We start from the raw sequence: 13,690 nt of genomic DNA, 5'->3' as shown, positions 1-13,690 counted from the left end.
GTAAAACTGCAAGAGTTTAGCGGCGGCCGCCGTCAATGACCGCAAGGTGCGCGTAGCGGCGTGCGGTGCGGCCGAAAACCACCGCCGGAATGCCGGCCGGGGCAGGGGCGGCGTGGGAGTATCCGACGTCGTTGACGACCTGCGAGGCGACTTCCTGCGGGGCATCCGACGGCAGCTGGTCGTCCGGCCAGATCAGCCGAAGGCCGGTGATGCGCTGCTCGGTAATCGGCTGCACGCCGAGCCAGTAGGGCTCGTCGATGGCGGTCATGGCGCCCAGGATGCGCGTGTGCGTGGTACCGTTGTGGCGCAGCGGCAGCAGGATGCACTCGAAGTTGACCTTGGTCTGCACCGCAGTGGTGGCCTGGAACGTCACCAGCGCCACTGCATGATCTTCGGTGACCGCGCGGATCAGCGTATCCATCGCGTCGGTGTCGCGCTCGTGCCAGAGGGCGGAGAAGGACCGGCCCTTCAGTTCGCGGCAATAGCTGGTACACAGGTGCGAGCCGGCGAGGCGGAACGAGAAACGATCATCATCCGCAAGCTCGAGGATGAAGGTGTTGGCCAGCGCCTCGCGGATGTGCGTGGGATCGATATCCTTGCGGTCTGGAGCGCTGCGGGAACCCCTGAGGCTGTTCCAGTAGTTGTAGAGCGTTCTGGTGCTGTGCTTTTGCATCTTCAATCGACCCGCCAAGAAGGGCGGCGCTTTCTCCCCGAGAGCGCGTCCACCGCGGCTGAACTCTCGCAAATGGGCGCGGCAAAATCGCTCTTAAAGAAGAGTTAAGGTTAACGCGGCGGCGGCAATGTGGAAAAGAGGCACAAGTGCCGGGGCGCCGTGCCGAATCGGAGAACATGATGGTTGAAAACGGGCAGGGTCCCCAGCAGCAGGCGGTTTCCGGGCGCGAGCCGGTGTTTCTCCTGCCTGGCGCCGTGACGGCGGTCGCTGCGCTGTTCGTGGTCATTCACCTGGCATCAACCCTGGTGCTTAACCCCGAGGGGCAGGTGGAATTCCTGTTCTGGTTCGCCTTCCAGCCGCTGCGCATCGTCGCCGCACCGCAGGATCCGAGCCTTGCCATCCCCCTGATTTGGACGCCCTTTACCCACGCCTTCCTTCATGGCGGGTGGGAACACCTGCTGGTCAACACGGCGTGGTTCGCGATCTTCGCGACCCCGGTTGCGCGCCGCTATGGCACCGGGCCGATGCTGGCGATCTTCCTCGTATCCGCGGCGGCCGGCGCGGCGCTGTTCGCCGCAACCACGCTGCTGACAGGAGCCTATCTTGTTGGCGCCTCCGGCGGGGTGGCGGGGCTGACCGGGGCGGCAGTCCGTTTCATCTTCCAGCCGGTGGTGGTTGCCAACCATCCCGAGACCGGCGAGCGGGTCGTGCTCGGGCGGCATCTGGCCCGGCCGATCGACCTCTGGCGCGACCCGCGGCCGCGCTTCTTCATCCTGATCTGGGTGCTGCTCAATGCCGCCGTGCCGCTGTTGCCGCTGCTCACCGGCTCGATGCTCAGTGTCGCCTGGCAGGCGCATCTGGGCGGGTTTGCCGCCGGCTTGCTGATGGTGGGACTGTTCGAGCGGCCGAGGCGTCAGTAGACGCTGGCGGGATCTAACAGGCGCGGCAGGCCCGTGTCCTCGAGCGTGACCGACCCGTCGGCGACCACTGCCCGGCGATAAAAGCAGGTCTTGCGGCCGGTGTGGCAGGCAGCGCCGCGGCCGGTCTGTTCCACCGTCAGCAGCAGCACGTCCTGGTCGCAATCGGTGCGCAGTTCGACCACCTGCTGCAGTTCGCCCGAGGTCTCGCCCTTCTTCCACAGCTTGCCGCGTGAGCGCGACCAGTAGTGGGCGATGCCGGTCTCGAGCGTCAGCGACAGCGCCTCGGCATTCATGTGCGCGACCATCAGCACCGCGTTGGTGTCGGCTTCGGTGGTGACGACGGTGATCAGCCCGGCGGCGTCGAAGCGCGGGGCGAAGGCGGTGCCTTCTTCGAGCGCGGCGTGGTCGAGGGTGTCGGGTGCGGTGAAGGTGATAGCCATGATGCGCGCTTTAGTAGCGCGCATCGGGGGCGGGGACCAGCGGCTCAGCGCTTGAGGCCGAACGTAGAGGCCCAGCGCGTGGCGACCATGCAAACAGCGACCTCCCAAGCGTCAGTTCAGGACGGTGACCTCAACCCAATCACGGCCGTTGGCGCTCAGGACGTCTACCTGGATGACAGCGCCGCCGCCGACGATCGCGCGGCGGGCGGAGTTGCTGATGGTTCCCCTAGCCAGCATGCGCTCCATGGCATCGCGATTGGCGGAGCTGGCGAAGAAACCGTCATTCTCGTCGAGCCGGTCGCGGATGCCGAAGCGATGGAAGTTGGCGCGATCCTGCCGGATGATCTGCCACGGCTGATCAAGCCGCTTGCCGCTGGAGTTGTAGAGGTCGTCCTCGCCGACATAGGCGACGTAACTATCGAGCAAAGTCGTGCCACGGGAGCGGCTTATCGAAGACTGCGCACTTGCCGGGACCAGCGTCGCTGCAAGAAGTACTGCAGCACTAAGTAGCTTGTACATGCCATTCCCCCGAGATGTTTCCCCTTGCGTATATCAGGGGAGCAGAGCGCAAGGAATGACTCAGCGCTGGCCGACCATGGCGAAGAAGCGGTCCTGTTCCACCCGGTCCTCGGCGAAGACGCCAGTGAAGCGGTGGGTCACGGTCTTGACGCCGTGGGCGCGCACGCCGCGCATGGTCATGCACATATGCTCGGCCTCGAGCAACACGGCGGCGCCGCGCGGGCCAAGGTTCTCGTTGAGAGCGTCGATGATCTGGGCGGTCAGCGTTTCCTGCGTCTGCAGGCGGCGGGCGAAGGCTTCCACCAGTCGCGCCAGCTTGGACAGGCCCACGACACCGTCATGCGGCAGATAGGCGATGTGCGCCTTGCCGAAGAAGGGCACCATGTGGTGCTCGCAATGGGAGAAGAACGGGATATCGCGCACCAGCACGATATCGTCATAGCCGCCGACCTCGCGGAAGGTTTTGGAGAGGATCTCCTTGGGGTCCTGCGTGTAGCCGCCAAAGAGCTCGCCATAGGCCTTGGTCACGCGGGCAGGAGTTTCCAGCACGCCTTCACGGCGCGGGTCGTCGCCGGCCCAGGCAATCAGGGTGCGCACGGCCGCTTCGGCTTCTTCGCGCGTCGGGCGCAGGGCGGGCTCCAGCGGAAGCTTGGCAGTGCCCAGCGGGGTTATCTTGGCGTCCATGGATCGGCTCCTTGCCGACGGTGCCGCATCGGTGCGGCGGGCACTGCTGGACCCAAGAGCGGGTCTGATCCTGACAGCATGCGTGAGACACCCTATATAGTCGGCGACACACCCACCGACAAGAAATGGCCTTCGCGTGCGCTCGTGGAATTGAGCAACCTGTACTCCGACCGGCTTCTCGAGCTTGCTGCAAATGCGCCGCAGCCGGGGCGGCTTGCCGCGCCGGACGCGTCCGCGCGCAAGGTCAGCCGCGTCTGTGGCTCGCTGATCGAGGTCGATCTCGTGGTCGAGGGCGGGGTGGTGACCGCTTATGGGCAGGCAGTCTCGGCCTGCGCCATCGGACAGGCGAGTGCCGCGGTGGTGGCAAGAAACATCGTTGGGACCGAGGCAGCCGAGTTGCGTGCGCTGCGGGCGCAGATGGTCTCGATGCTCAAGGAAGGCGGCGCGCCGCCGGAGGGGTGTTGGGCCGACCTCGGCTGGCTCGCTCCGGTGCGGGACTACCCGGCTCGTCAGCCTTCGGCGCTGCTGGTGTTCGATGCGGTCGTCGAGGCGCTGGATAAACTTGAGTCTTCTCAGGCTCTTCCGGCCGATGCTTGATGCGTAACGTCATGCATACGCTTTGGCGGTGGATCGACCTGCCGTTCAAGTTCGCGGCTGTCGCGCTGATTACCCTCTACCGCTATACGCTGTCGGCTTTTGTCGGGCGCACCTGCCGGCATGCGCCAACCTGCTCGGAATTTACCGGCGAAGCGATCTGGCGGTTCGGCTTCTGGCCCGGCGGCTGGATGGGCCTCGCCCGCCTCAGCCGCTGCCGCCCTGGGGGTACGCACGGCTATGACCCGGTGCCGGAACGGCTGCCCGAGGCAGGGCGATGGTACCTGCCGTGGCGGTATGGGCGGTGGAAGTAGCGCGCTCAGTGCCCGCGACCTCGTCCTTCGACAAGCTCAGGATGAGCAACCATTAGCTATGGGGTCCAGGGTTGGCCTCGTTGCAGAACGGTGTTGGCGAAGATGACGAGTTTTCGAGCGCAGGCGACGAGGGCGAGCTTGTGGGGTTTGCCAGCGGCAGTAAGGCGGGCATAGAGCGCCATGAGTTGGCGGTTCCATCGATAGGCGGCAGGCAGGGCCGCGGCGTAGAGGGCCTGCCGGGGGCGGGCACGGCCGCCGGCGATGTGGCGCCGCCCGTGATGCTTGCCGCTGTCGTGGTCGAACGGTGCCAACCCGATCAGGGCAGCGGCCTGTTCACGGCTGATGCTGCCCAGTTCCGGCATGGCGATCAGCAAGGCCAAGGCGGTCGGTATGCCGATGCCGGGGACGGAGAGCAGCAGATCGAGCCGCCGCCCGAGAGCCTTGTCGGCCCGCACCGCCCGTTCCAGCCGGCGCCGTTCGTCGCGCAGGCGGGCCTTGAGTGCGGCAATGTCAGCGGCAACCAGGCTGGCAAGACGGGTATCGTGCAGATGCTCGAGCCGGGTCTTGAGCCGGGCGATGTCCTGGACCAGCTGGTCGATGAAGACCAGATGCTCGTGCAAGCCGGCCAGTGTCGGATCGGCAGCCGCCCTGTCCATCCCGAACAGGACGGTGAAGGCAGCAATCACCCGGGCATCCAGCCGGTCGTTCTTGGCGCGCTGCAACCGCATGCGGGCAAACAGGCGTACCTGCAGCGGCTGGTGCAGGATCACCTTGAACCCGGCCTCCCGCAAAGCCGCGACCACGCCACGTTCGTAGCCGCCGCTGGCTTCGATGCCGACCCGATCGACACCGGCCTTGAGCAACCACTCCGCCGCCGCTTGCCATCCGGCCGCGTCATTGTTCACCCGCAGCCATCCCTCGCCGGGCGTCACCGCCAGATCAAGAGCTGCCTTGCCGGTATCGATCCCGGCCACAAATGTGCTAGAATGGCTCATCTTCCTCGTCCCGTCCTTGCAATGCGAACCCTGGGTTCAATCAACCATGCGGGCCCGATGAAGACTGACGGCAACGATCCCGCTCATCCTCAGACAAAGGTGCACACCACCAGTCTGGGTCTACCTCGATCCGATGCCGCCGCCGCGGCCTGGTGTCGAACAGGCCGCGGCACCCCCACATTCGCACATCCCGCTAATACAAGGTCTATGGGATCGCTGCGTTTGCGTAGACCTCATGGTGAGTCCGTCGAACCACGAGGTCGCGGGCACAAGGCTGGAAATACCGCTCAATCGTGCTAGACAGGCGCCCTTGTCGCGCGGCGGTCGTGCGACAGAGCCAACATGAGTTCTGGAGACTTCCGATGTCGATCAAGGTGACGTTCCCCGATGGTGCTGTTCGCGAATTCGCGCGCGGCACTACCGGCACCGAGATCGTGGAGGGGATCAGCAAGAGCCTGGCCAAGAAGACCGTCGCCATGCGCTGGAACGGCGCGTTGAGCGACTTGTCCGACGCGCTCGAAAGCGATGGCAGGATCGAGTTCGTCACGCGCGACAGCGGGTCGAAGGATGTGCTGGAGCTGATCCGGCACGACGCCGCGCACGTCCTCGCCGAGGCGGTGCAGGAGCTCTGGCCCGGCACGCAGGTGACCATCGGCCCGGTGATCGAGAACGGCTTCTATTACGACTTCAAGCGCGACACGCCGTTCTCGGAAGAGGACTTTCCGGCCATCGAGAAGAAGATGGCCGAGATCGTCGAGCGCGGCGCGGCGTTCACCAAGGAGATCTGGACGCGCGACCAGGCCAAGCAGGTGTTCCAGTCGAAGGGTGAGGACTTCAAGGTCGAACTCGTCGACGCGATCCCCGAGGACCAGTCGATCAAGATCTACAAGCAGGGCCAGTGGTTCGACCTTTGCCGCGGGCCGCACATGCGCTCCACCAAGGATGTGGGCGCCGCCTTCAAGCTGACCAAGGTAGCCGGCGCCTATTGGCGTGGTGACAGCAACAACCCGGTGCTGAGCCGCATCTATGGCACCGCCTTCCCGTCGCAGAAGGAACTCGACGAGTACCTCCACATGATGGAGGAGGCGGAGAAGCGCGATCACCGTAAGATCGGCCAGGAAATGGACCTCTACCATTTCCAGCCGGAGGCGCAGGGCTCGGTGTTCTGGCACCCGCGCGGCTACGTGCTCTACAACCAGATGGAGACCTATATCCGGCGGCGTCTCAATTCGTCCGGCTATGTCGAGGTGAAAACCCCGCAGTTGATGAGTTCGAAGTTCTGGGAAATGTCCGGCCACTGGGGCAAGTACCGGGAGAACATGTTCGTGGTGCCCGACGAGGTGCCGAACACCGAGGACGAGGGGCCGGTGCTCTCCGGCGAAGGCGAGCTCATGGCGCTCAAGCCGATGAACTGCCCGGCGCACGTGCAGATCTTCAACCAGGGCATCAAGTCGTATCGCGATCTGCCGCTGCGCATGGCCGAATTCGGTTGCTGCCACCGCAACGAGGCGCATGGGGCCCTTCACGGGCTGATGCGCGTGCGCCAGATGACCCAGGACGACGCCCACATCTTCTGCCGCGAAGACCAGATCCAGAGCGAGACGGAGCATTTCGTCCATCTGCTGTATTCGGTCTATGCCCACATGGGCTTCGACAACGTGGTCATCAAGCTCGCGACGCGGCCGGAAAAGTTCGGCGGCACCATCGAGCGCTGGGACGCTGCCGAGAAGGCGCTGGGCGACGCCCTGCGCGCCACCGGCTATGACTTCGAGATCGCCGAGGGGGAGGGCGCCTTCTACGCACCCAAGCTCGAGTTCCACCTGAAGGACGCCATCGGCCGTTCCTGGCAGGTGGGTACGCTGCAGCTCGACTATGTGCTGCCGGAACGGCTCGGCGCCACCTATGTCGCCGATGACGGTTCGCGGAAATACGCGGTCATGCTGCACCGCGCTATCCTCGGCTCGCTCGAGCGCTTCATCGGCATGATGATCGAGAACTATGCGGGCAAGATGCCGATGTGGCTCGCTCCGACCCAGGTGGTGGTGGCGACCATCGTCTCCGAGGCCGACGAGTATGCCGAGAAGCTGGTGCGCCAGTTGCGCGCCGCGGGCCTGCGTGCCGAGCTCGACACCCGCAACGAGAAGATCAACTACAAGGTGCGCGAGCACTCGGTCGGCAAGGTGCCGCTGATGTTCGTGGTCGGCAAGCGCGAGGCCGAGGAGGGCACGGTGTCGGTCCGCCGCCTCGGCACCGAGGGCCAGCGGGTGCAGCCTTTCATGGATGCGCTGGTGTCGCTGGTTGCGGAAGCCACGCCGCCCGACCTCAAGGAACAGGCGGCTGCCTGATGCCGCAGCGGCCGTCCAACCGCGAGCTCAAGGTCCTCTCCCATCTGGGGGAGGACAATGCGCTCGGCCCCGATGACTTCAAGGATGTCGGCGACAAGGTGTTCGCCGGCATGCTGAAGAAGGGTTGGGTCGTGCCGGCCGACCAGCCGGGCAAGTACCGGGCGACCATCAAGGGGCTCACCGTCCACGAGGGCGAGATCATCTTCGCGGGCCGCTGGAAGCGCTAGCCAGGGGGCGATCATGGCCGAGCCGATCGTCATCACCCGCTCCGTCAGCCTCGATCCCTCCGAGATCGAGGAGACGTTCGTGCGGGCGTCAGGACCGGGCGGGCAGAACGTCAACAAGGTGGCAAGTGCCGTTCAGATTCGGTTCAGGTTGATGGATTCCCCGTCCATTCCCGAGCCGATGAAGCGGCGCGTTGTGGCGCTGGCCGGCCGGCGCCTGACCAAGGATGGGGTGCTGGTGATCACCGCCGACAGCCACCGCGACCAGCCGCTGAACCGCCAGGAAGCCCTGTCCCGGCTGATCGACCTGCTCCGGCAGGGCGCCCATGCTCCCAAGGCCCGCATCGCCACGCGGCCAACCCTGGCGTCGCGGCAACGCCGGCTGCAGGGAAAATCCATCCGCTCCGGGGTGAAGCGCATGCGCGGCAATCCCCGCCCCGATGATTGATTGCGTTGCTGAAATCACACGCAATGCAACCTGTATCATATTTCCGACTTACCACTCACGGTGCTGTGTAGTCCGCCCTGCCAAGTAGAACGGGCTTGACCAACGCAGTCAGCCGACAGGACTGTGTGGTTAAGGGAGAACAGCGTGAAGATCGCAGTGGTGGGTTCTGGCTACGTGGGCCTGGTGACCGGCGTCTGCCTCGCCGATTTCGGACACGAGGTCGTCTGCATAGACAAGGATGCCAGCAAGATCGCGGCCCTCGAGCGTGGCGAGATTCCCATCTACGAGCCGGGCCTGGCGGCGCTGGTCGCGGGCAATACCGCTGCGGGCCGGCTTTCCTTCACCACCGAACTGGAAGACGGCGTGCGGGATGCAGCCGTGGTCTTCATTGCCGTCGGCACTCCGAGCCGCCGTGGCGACGGTCATGCGGACCTGAGCTATGTGTACGGCGTTGCAAAGGAACTCGCCCATGCGGTGAGTGGCTTCACCGTAGTGGTGACCAAATCCACCGTCCCTGTGGGCACGGGTGACGAGGTGGCCCACATCATCCGCAGCACCAATCCCGATGCCGACGTCGCCGTGGTGTCGAACCCGGAATTCCTGCGGGAAGGTGCGGCGATCGAAGACTTCAAGCGGCCCGACCGCATCGTGGTCGGCGTCGAGGACGAGCGCGCACGCGCCGTGATGGCCGAAGTATACCGGCCGCTCTATCTGAACCAGGCGCCGCTGATGTTCACCAACCGGCGGACGGCGGAATTGACCAAATATGCCGCGAACGCCTTCCTCGCCATGAAGATCACCTTCATCAACGAGATCGCCGACCTGTGCGAGGCCACCGGCGCCAATGTGCAGGAGGTGGCGCGCGGCATGGGGTTGGATAACCGGATCGGCGGCAAGTTCCTTCATGCCGGCCCGGGCTATGGCGGCTCCTGCTTTCCGAAGGATACGCTGGCCATGGTCAAGATCGGGCAGGATTTCGACAGCCCGATGCGACTGGTGGAAACCACCGTTTCGGTGAACGATCAGCGCAAGCGCGCCATGTCGCGCAAGGTGATCACGGCCTGCGGTGGCGACGTGCGCGACAAGACTATCGGGGTGCTCGGGCTGACCTTCAAGCCGAACACCGACGACATGCGCGAGGCTCCGTCGATCGACATCATCCGCGGCCTGCTCGATCGGGGGGCGCGCGTCGTGGCCTATGACCCGCAGGGCATGAAGGCAGCACGCGAATTGATCGAGGGCGTCGAGTTTGCTAACAGCGCCTATGCCGTTGCCCAGGACGCGCATGCCGTTGTGCTGGTGACGGAATGGAACGAGTTCCGCTCGCTTGATCTGGCCCGGCTGAAGCGGGGCATGAAGACGCCGGTGCTGGTGGATCTGCGCAATGTCTATCGGCACGATGAGGTCGCAAAGCATGGCTTCAGCTATGTCAGCATCGGACGCCCGCAGCCGGTCCTGGCGGAATCGCTGGCGCAGGCGGCCGAGTGACCGACCCAAGGATGGGTGCCGGTGAAGATATTCGTCACCGGTGCCGCCGGGTTCATCGGCTTTCATGTCAGCCGGCTGCTGCTCTCCCAGGGGCATGAGGTCGTCGGTTTCGATGGGCTCACCGCATATTACGACCCGGCGCTGAAACGTGGCCGGGTCGCGATCCTGGAGCAGGAGCCCGGCTTTCGCTTCGTTGAAGGCATGCTTGAGGACCAGGAGGGCCTGTCGGCACTGTTGCGGTCTGAAAAGCCCGATGTGGCGATCCATCTCGCCGCGCAGGCGGGGGTGCGCTACAGCCTCGAATCTCCCGGCAGCTACATCCAGTCAAACATCGTGGGTACTGCCAGCCTGCTCGAGGCGCTGCGGCAAACGCCGGTGAAGCACCTGATCTTTGCCTCGACCAGCTCGGTCTATGGCGGCAACATGAAGATGCCCTTTGCCGAAACCGATCGCGCCGACCACCCGGTGTCGCTCTATGCGGCGACCAAGAAGGCCGGTGAGGCGATGGTGCATTCCTATTCGCACCTGTGGGGCCTGCCGACCACCTGCTTCCGCTTCTTCACCGTCTATGGCCCCTACGGCCGGCCCGACATGGCGCCGATCAAGTTCGCCTCGGCGATCAGCGCCGGCCGGCCTATCGATGTTTATGGCTACGGGCGGATGCGGCGCGACTTCACTTATGTGGATGACCTTGCCGATGCGGTGGTGCGGCTGATCCCGGTGACGCCGCAACGCGGGCTACCGGTGGAAAACGACAGCCTTTCGCCGGTGGCGCCATATCGCATCGTCAATGTCGCGGCCGGCAAGGCGGTGGAACTGATGGATTTCATCGCGGCGCTGGAGACCGCGCTGGGCCGCAAGGCGGTGCTGAACCTCCTGCCGATGCAACCGGGGGACGTGGGCGCCACCGAGGCAGCCACCGGCCTGCTGCACCGGCTCATCGGCCCGATGCAAACCACGCCACTCGAAGTGGGCGTGCAGAGATTTGTCGAGTGGTTCTCGAGTTACAGGGCGAACGAGTAGGCCGGCACAACTGCTGGACGGGGCCGTTGGGCACGGCCGTGACTGCGATGCGCTGAAACGAAAGGGCCACCCGGAGGTGGCCCTTGTGGTCAGTTGGCTTCGGCGCTCACATTTACCTTGTCGAGCAGTACCGTCGGGTTCTCGCTCGCCGACAGGAAGTCCACCAGGCCGAGACCGGGCTGCTGCTTGGCCTCCAGCTCGATCCGCAGCGTCCTGGCGGTGCCCTGAACGAACGCGCTCACTGCCTGGGCCACCTCTTGCGCGTTGGCGGTCGTTGCGAGCTGGCCAAGGATCGTGCCCTGGGCGATGCCGGCGAACACCGTGCGCAGGTCGGCAGGGGTGGCGCCCTGTTCGGCGGCGGCCTGCTCGAGCACGATGTCCGAGAAGCCCGCGTCGACAAGCTCGAGCTGCAGGTCGGACACCGAAAGGGCAAGTGCTGCCAGTTGCGCCTTGTCGGGGTCCACGTCGAACAGGTCGGCAGTGGCATTGGTGATGGTGCCCGTGACGGCCAGAGTCGCGAGATCGGCCGCCGAAACCGAGAGATCGCTGATCGCGATGCTGTTGGCGGCCTCGTCCCAGGCAAGGTCCAGATTGAAGCCGGCATCGATGCTGGTGATGCCCATGGCGATCAACTGCTGGATCGACTCGTCCTCGGTGTCTTCCGGCAGGTCGACCACCAGATTTTCGAGGCTGGTGGCGATGCTGGCGGGAATGCCGTTGCGATAGTCGCCAAGCGTCAGGTCGAACAGGCCCAGCGAACCGGTGATGCGGGTCGCAGGCGCGTCGGGATCCGGGATGTCGACAGACACATCGGCGAAGGACAGCCCCTCGAAGGCCGGAATGAACGCACGAGCATTGGCCTCGAACCAGTTCGCGTCGACGGTGTCGGGAGCCGAGCGGAGTGCATCCACCACGCTGGTCAGGTCCATGCCCTTGAAGCTGAACTCGCCGATGGAGATCTGGCCATCATCGACAACGGCCATGTCGATGTCGTTGAGGGTTATCGACGGGTAGTGGCCCGCGGTGAAGGCGCTGGCCTTGCCAGGGCCGACGCTGAGTGTGATTTCCTCGCCGTCCTCGCTCTCGAAGGCGCAGCCGAAGCCCTCGAAGCTGATCGGCTCGGCCTCCATGGCGGTCAGGAACTCGGCATACATGCGCATGGCCTGACCGATAAGTTCCGGCGGTGGCTCGTCACCGGCCGCCTCCAACTGCTCCACCAGGGTGAAGAATTCGGCGAAGGAGAAGGAAACTGGACGAACGCGCACCTCCGAGCCGCTGAAGCCACCCATGGTGCATTCGCCATCGGGGGCGCTCACGGTGCCGCCTTCGAAGTTGAAGCTCGAATACAGCGTCTCCATCTCGGTGCTGCCGGTCTCGACCAGCCCGTAGAGCCCGAGCAGCGCAGCGATGTTGAAGTCGGTGGCTTCCATCGCGCCGAACGAGCCAGTGGCGTCTTCGTCACCGGACATTTCGAAGCTGCCAAGAGATACGGTAGCTGCAACGCCATCCGTGACATCGAGGAAACTGATGTCGCTGATTGTGAGCGTGCTTTCGGACGTCTCGCCGTCCACTTCTGCACTCACCAGAATGGAGATCTCGGGGATCTCGATGCTGCTTGCGGTCAACTCCGCCAGCGCCTCGGCATTGTCGACGAACTCGCCGCTGAAGATGTCCCGCAGGGTTGCTTCGTCGACGCTGGAGTCAGCGGTGATGATTTCGGGAATATCGACACGCACGTCCGGCATGGACGCAGTTGCGGTCGCTTCCGCTGGCGCCTTGGACTTGGTCTTCTGTGCCATCGCTGTTCCCGCGGAGAGAGCGATGGTCAGCAGGCAGGCCGCCGCGATCGCGGCCAGAGGGGAGTGCGATGGGCGGAACATTGACGTCTCCAGTTCGCAAAAGCGGCTGCAATCTGAAGGAAGCGCTCCTGGTCGGCAAGCCTGCTGAGAGCGGTCAATAGACGGAGGTGAGAACCTCGATCTCGCGTGGCGGGCCGGGCTGCACCTGGAACTCCCGATTGTAGACTGTCTCGCCCAGCTTCGCGAGCACCAGATAGTCGCCCTCGGCAAGCACGGTCGTCGGGAAGGCCCCGAGATTGCTGAACACGGTGGTGCCATCCGCGGTCTTGACGGTCCACTCGACGTCGGCGATCGCCTCGCCTCCCTGTTCGGACACCAGCTTGAACGAGATCTGCGCCGCGTGATGATAAAGCGTTGCGTCGGTGATCTGCCCCGGCTCCACGCGCAGGTCGGCGCGCACGGTGGCGTTGACCTCCCCGAAGCGGGAGACCACGTGGTAGGTGCCAGAGTTGAGGGTGACGATCTCGTTGGGCGAAACGGCCTCGGCGATCAGACCACGAGCCACTTCTTCCTGGTCGGTGTAGATGTCGAAGGCGAGTAGGCCTGGAGGGATCGGGACCTCCCCTGTGACAGCGGCGTTGAGCCGCAAGGCGCCGGCACCGAGCACCATCTCAATGCTGCCCTGGCCCGGTTGAATGGTCACTGTTTCGCTGCTCTGCGCCCGCCCATAGGCCACGTGGACCACGTACTGCCCCGGCTCGAGTTCGATGCTCGCCTCTCCGGATTCCGACTTGGCAAGCAGCGCGAGCTCGCCGTTGCTGTCCGGTTCGGATTCGAAGATGCGCCAGACCAGTCCTTCGGGAATCGGTGCGCCGTCGGGAGTGATGCGTGCCGTCAACACGACGGCTTGTGGCGCGGCTGTCGCCGCGTCGATGGCATCCGTTGCCGGGGTGACCTGGTTTACGGGTGCGCCGCCGTCAGTCGGCAGAGCATCAGGGTCGGGGCGCGGTCGGGGGAGGGGCGGCATCTCCGCCTCCTCTTGCGCCAGGACGTGCACGGGCTGCAACGGCCCAGACGCCAGCCCTGCAGTGAGTACGACCAGAATAGCGAACAGCGGTCGCAAACGCATTGCGCAGACACTCCTGAATCGGTGCGCTCCTAAGCGGCGATTGGGGAGAAGCTGTGTCACAGGTGCCTGTTGATGAAAACCGCTGCGGTGGAATT

15 protein-coding genes are annotated in these 13,690 nt (G+C 64.8%); 8 read left to right on the top strand and 7 right to left on the bottom strand.

Annotated elements, in window-relative coordinates:
* Positions 1-16: 16 nt before the first annotated feature.
* Entirely contained in the window at positions 17-673 is a 657-nt protein-coding gene (locus tag ACFSX5_RS01345; RefSeq protein ID WP_386831050.1) for a PAS domain-containing protein, read from the bottom strand.
* 179 nt (positions 674-852) lie between these two features.
* On the opposite strand from ACFSX5_RS01345, the gene ACFSX5_RS01340 reads away from it, so the two are divergent.
* Entirely contained in the window at positions 853-1,593 is a 741-nt protein-coding gene (locus ACFSX5_RS01340) for a rhomboid family intramembrane serine protease (protein ID WP_386831048.1), read from the top strand.
* On the opposite strand, the gene hisI is transcribed toward ACFSX5_RS01340, so the two are convergent.
* From hisI to folE, 3 genes are all read right to left on the bottom strand, one after another.
* A complete protein-coding gene (gene hisI, locus ACFSX5_RS01335; RefSeq protein ID WP_386835546.1) occupies positions 1,587-2,027 on the bottom strand; it encodes a phosphoribosyl-AMP cyclohydrolase in 441 nt (146 codons plus the stop codon). The two genes, ACFSX5_RS01340 and hisI, sit on opposite strands and share 7 nt — an antisense overlap.
* A 117-nt stretch (positions 2,028-2,144) precedes the next feature.
* Positions 2,145-2,552, bottom strand: a complete 408-nt coding sequence (locus ACFSX5_RS01330; protein WP_386831047.1) for a hypothetical protein — start codon at positions 2,550-2,552, stop codon at positions 2,145-2,147.
* Between the two features lie 60 nt (positions 2,553-2,612).
* Complete coding sequence (folE, locus tag ACFSX5_RS01325; RefSeq protein WP_386831045.1) at positions 2,613-3,236, bottom strand: GTP cyclohydrolase I FolE; 624 nt, start codon at positions 3,234-3,236, stop codon at positions 2,613-2,615.
* A 78-nt stretch (positions 3,237-3,314) separates the two neighbouring features.
* On the opposite strand from folE, the gene ACFSX5_RS01320 reads away from it, so the two are divergent.
* Together ACFSX5_RS01320 and yidD are read left to right on the top strand one after the other, a co-directional pair.
* Positions 3,315-3,833, top strand: a complete 519-nt coding sequence (locus ACFSX5_RS01320) for an iron-sulfur cluster assembly scaffold protein (protein ID WP_386831043.1) — start codon at positions 3,315-3,317, stop codon at positions 3,831-3,833.
* On the top strand, positions 3,833-4,144 hold the full coding sequence (yidD, locus tag ACFSX5_RS01315) for a membrane protein insertion efficiency factor YidD (protein WP_386831041.1): 312 nt from the start codon (positions 3,833-3,835) through the stop codon (positions 4,142-4,144). Before ACFSX5_RS01320 ends, yidD begins: the two co-directional genes overlap by 1 nt.
* A gap of 56 nt (positions 4,145-4,200) precedes the next feature.
* On the opposite strand, the gene ACFSX5_RS01310 is transcribed toward yidD, so the two are convergent.
* Positions 4,201-5,139, bottom strand: a complete 939-nt coding sequence (locus ACFSX5_RS01310; protein ID WP_386831039.1) for an IS110 family transposase — start codon at positions 5,137-5,139, stop codon at positions 4,201-4,203.
* A gap of 362 nt (positions 5,140-5,501) precedes the next feature.
* Here ACFSX5_RS01310 and thrS point away from each other — a divergent pair, with 362 nt between their 5' ends.
* The 5 genes from thrS to ACFSX5_RS01285 all read left to right on the top strand — a co-directional run bounded on the left by thrS (position 5,502) and on the right by ACFSX5_RS01285 (position 10,667).
* The gene (gene thrS, locus ACFSX5_RS01305) at positions 5,502-7,484 is read left to right on the top strand and encodes a threonine--tRNA ligase (protein ID WP_386831037.1); all 1,983 of its coding nucleotides are present in this window, start codon (positions 5,502-5,504) and stop codon (positions 7,482-7,484) included.
* Positions 7,484-7,711, top strand: coding sequence for a hypothetical protein (locus tag ACFSX5_RS01300; RefSeq protein ID WP_386831035.1), 228 nt, complete (start codon positions 7,484-7,486; stop codon positions 7,709-7,711). Before thrS ends, ACFSX5_RS01300 begins: the two co-directional genes overlap by 1 nt.
* Positions 7,712-7,724: 13 nt before the next feature.
* Complete coding sequence (gene arfB / locus ACFSX5_RS01295) at positions 7,725-8,156, top strand: alternative ribosome rescue aminoacyl-tRNA hydrolase ArfB (protein ID WP_386831033.1); 432 nt, start codon at positions 7,725-7,727, stop codon at positions 8,154-8,156.
* A gap of 144 nt (positions 8,157-8,300) precedes the next feature.
* The gene (locus tag ACFSX5_RS01290; protein WP_386831031.1) at positions 8,301-9,644 is read left to right on the top strand and encodes a UDP-glucose dehydrogenase family protein; all 1,344 of its coding nucleotides are present in this window, start codon (positions 8,301-8,303) and stop codon (positions 9,642-9,644) included.
* Between the two features lie 21 nt (positions 9,645-9,665).
* On the top strand, positions 9,666-10,667 hold the full coding sequence (locus ACFSX5_RS01285; protein WP_386831030.1) for an NAD-dependent epimerase/dehydratase family protein: 1,002 nt from the start codon (positions 9,666-9,668) through the stop codon (positions 10,665-10,667).
* 89 nt (positions 10,668-10,756) lie between these two features.
* Here ACFSX5_RS01285 and ACFSX5_RS01280 read toward each other — a convergent pair whose 3' ends face one another.
* Together ACFSX5_RS01280 and ACFSX5_RS01275 are read right to left on the bottom strand one after the other, a co-directional pair.
* Positions 10,757-12,547: a hypothetical protein gene (locus ACFSX5_RS01280; RefSeq protein ID WP_386831028.1), complete on the bottom strand. Its 1,791-nt coding sequence runs from the start codon at positions 12,545-12,547 to the stop codon at positions 10,757-10,759.
* Positions 12,548-12,620: 73 nt separating this feature from the next.
* Positions 12,621-13,595 carry a hypothetical protein gene (locus ACFSX5_RS01275; protein ID WP_386831026.1) on the bottom strand — a complete coding sequence of 325 codons (975 nt, stop codon included), beginning with the start codon at positions 13,593-13,595 and terminating at the stop codon, positions 12,621-12,623.
* Between the last annotated feature and the right edge of the window lie 95 nt (positions 13,596-13,690).

This window comes from Devosia albogilva, assembly GCF_042685625.1.
Lineage (GTDB): Bacteria > Pseudomonadota > Alphaproteobacteria > Rhizobiales > Devosiaceae > Devosia > Devosia albogilva.
The sequence above is the reverse complement of the archived record's forward strand: the minus strand, read 5'-3'. Positions and strand labels throughout refer to the sequence as shown.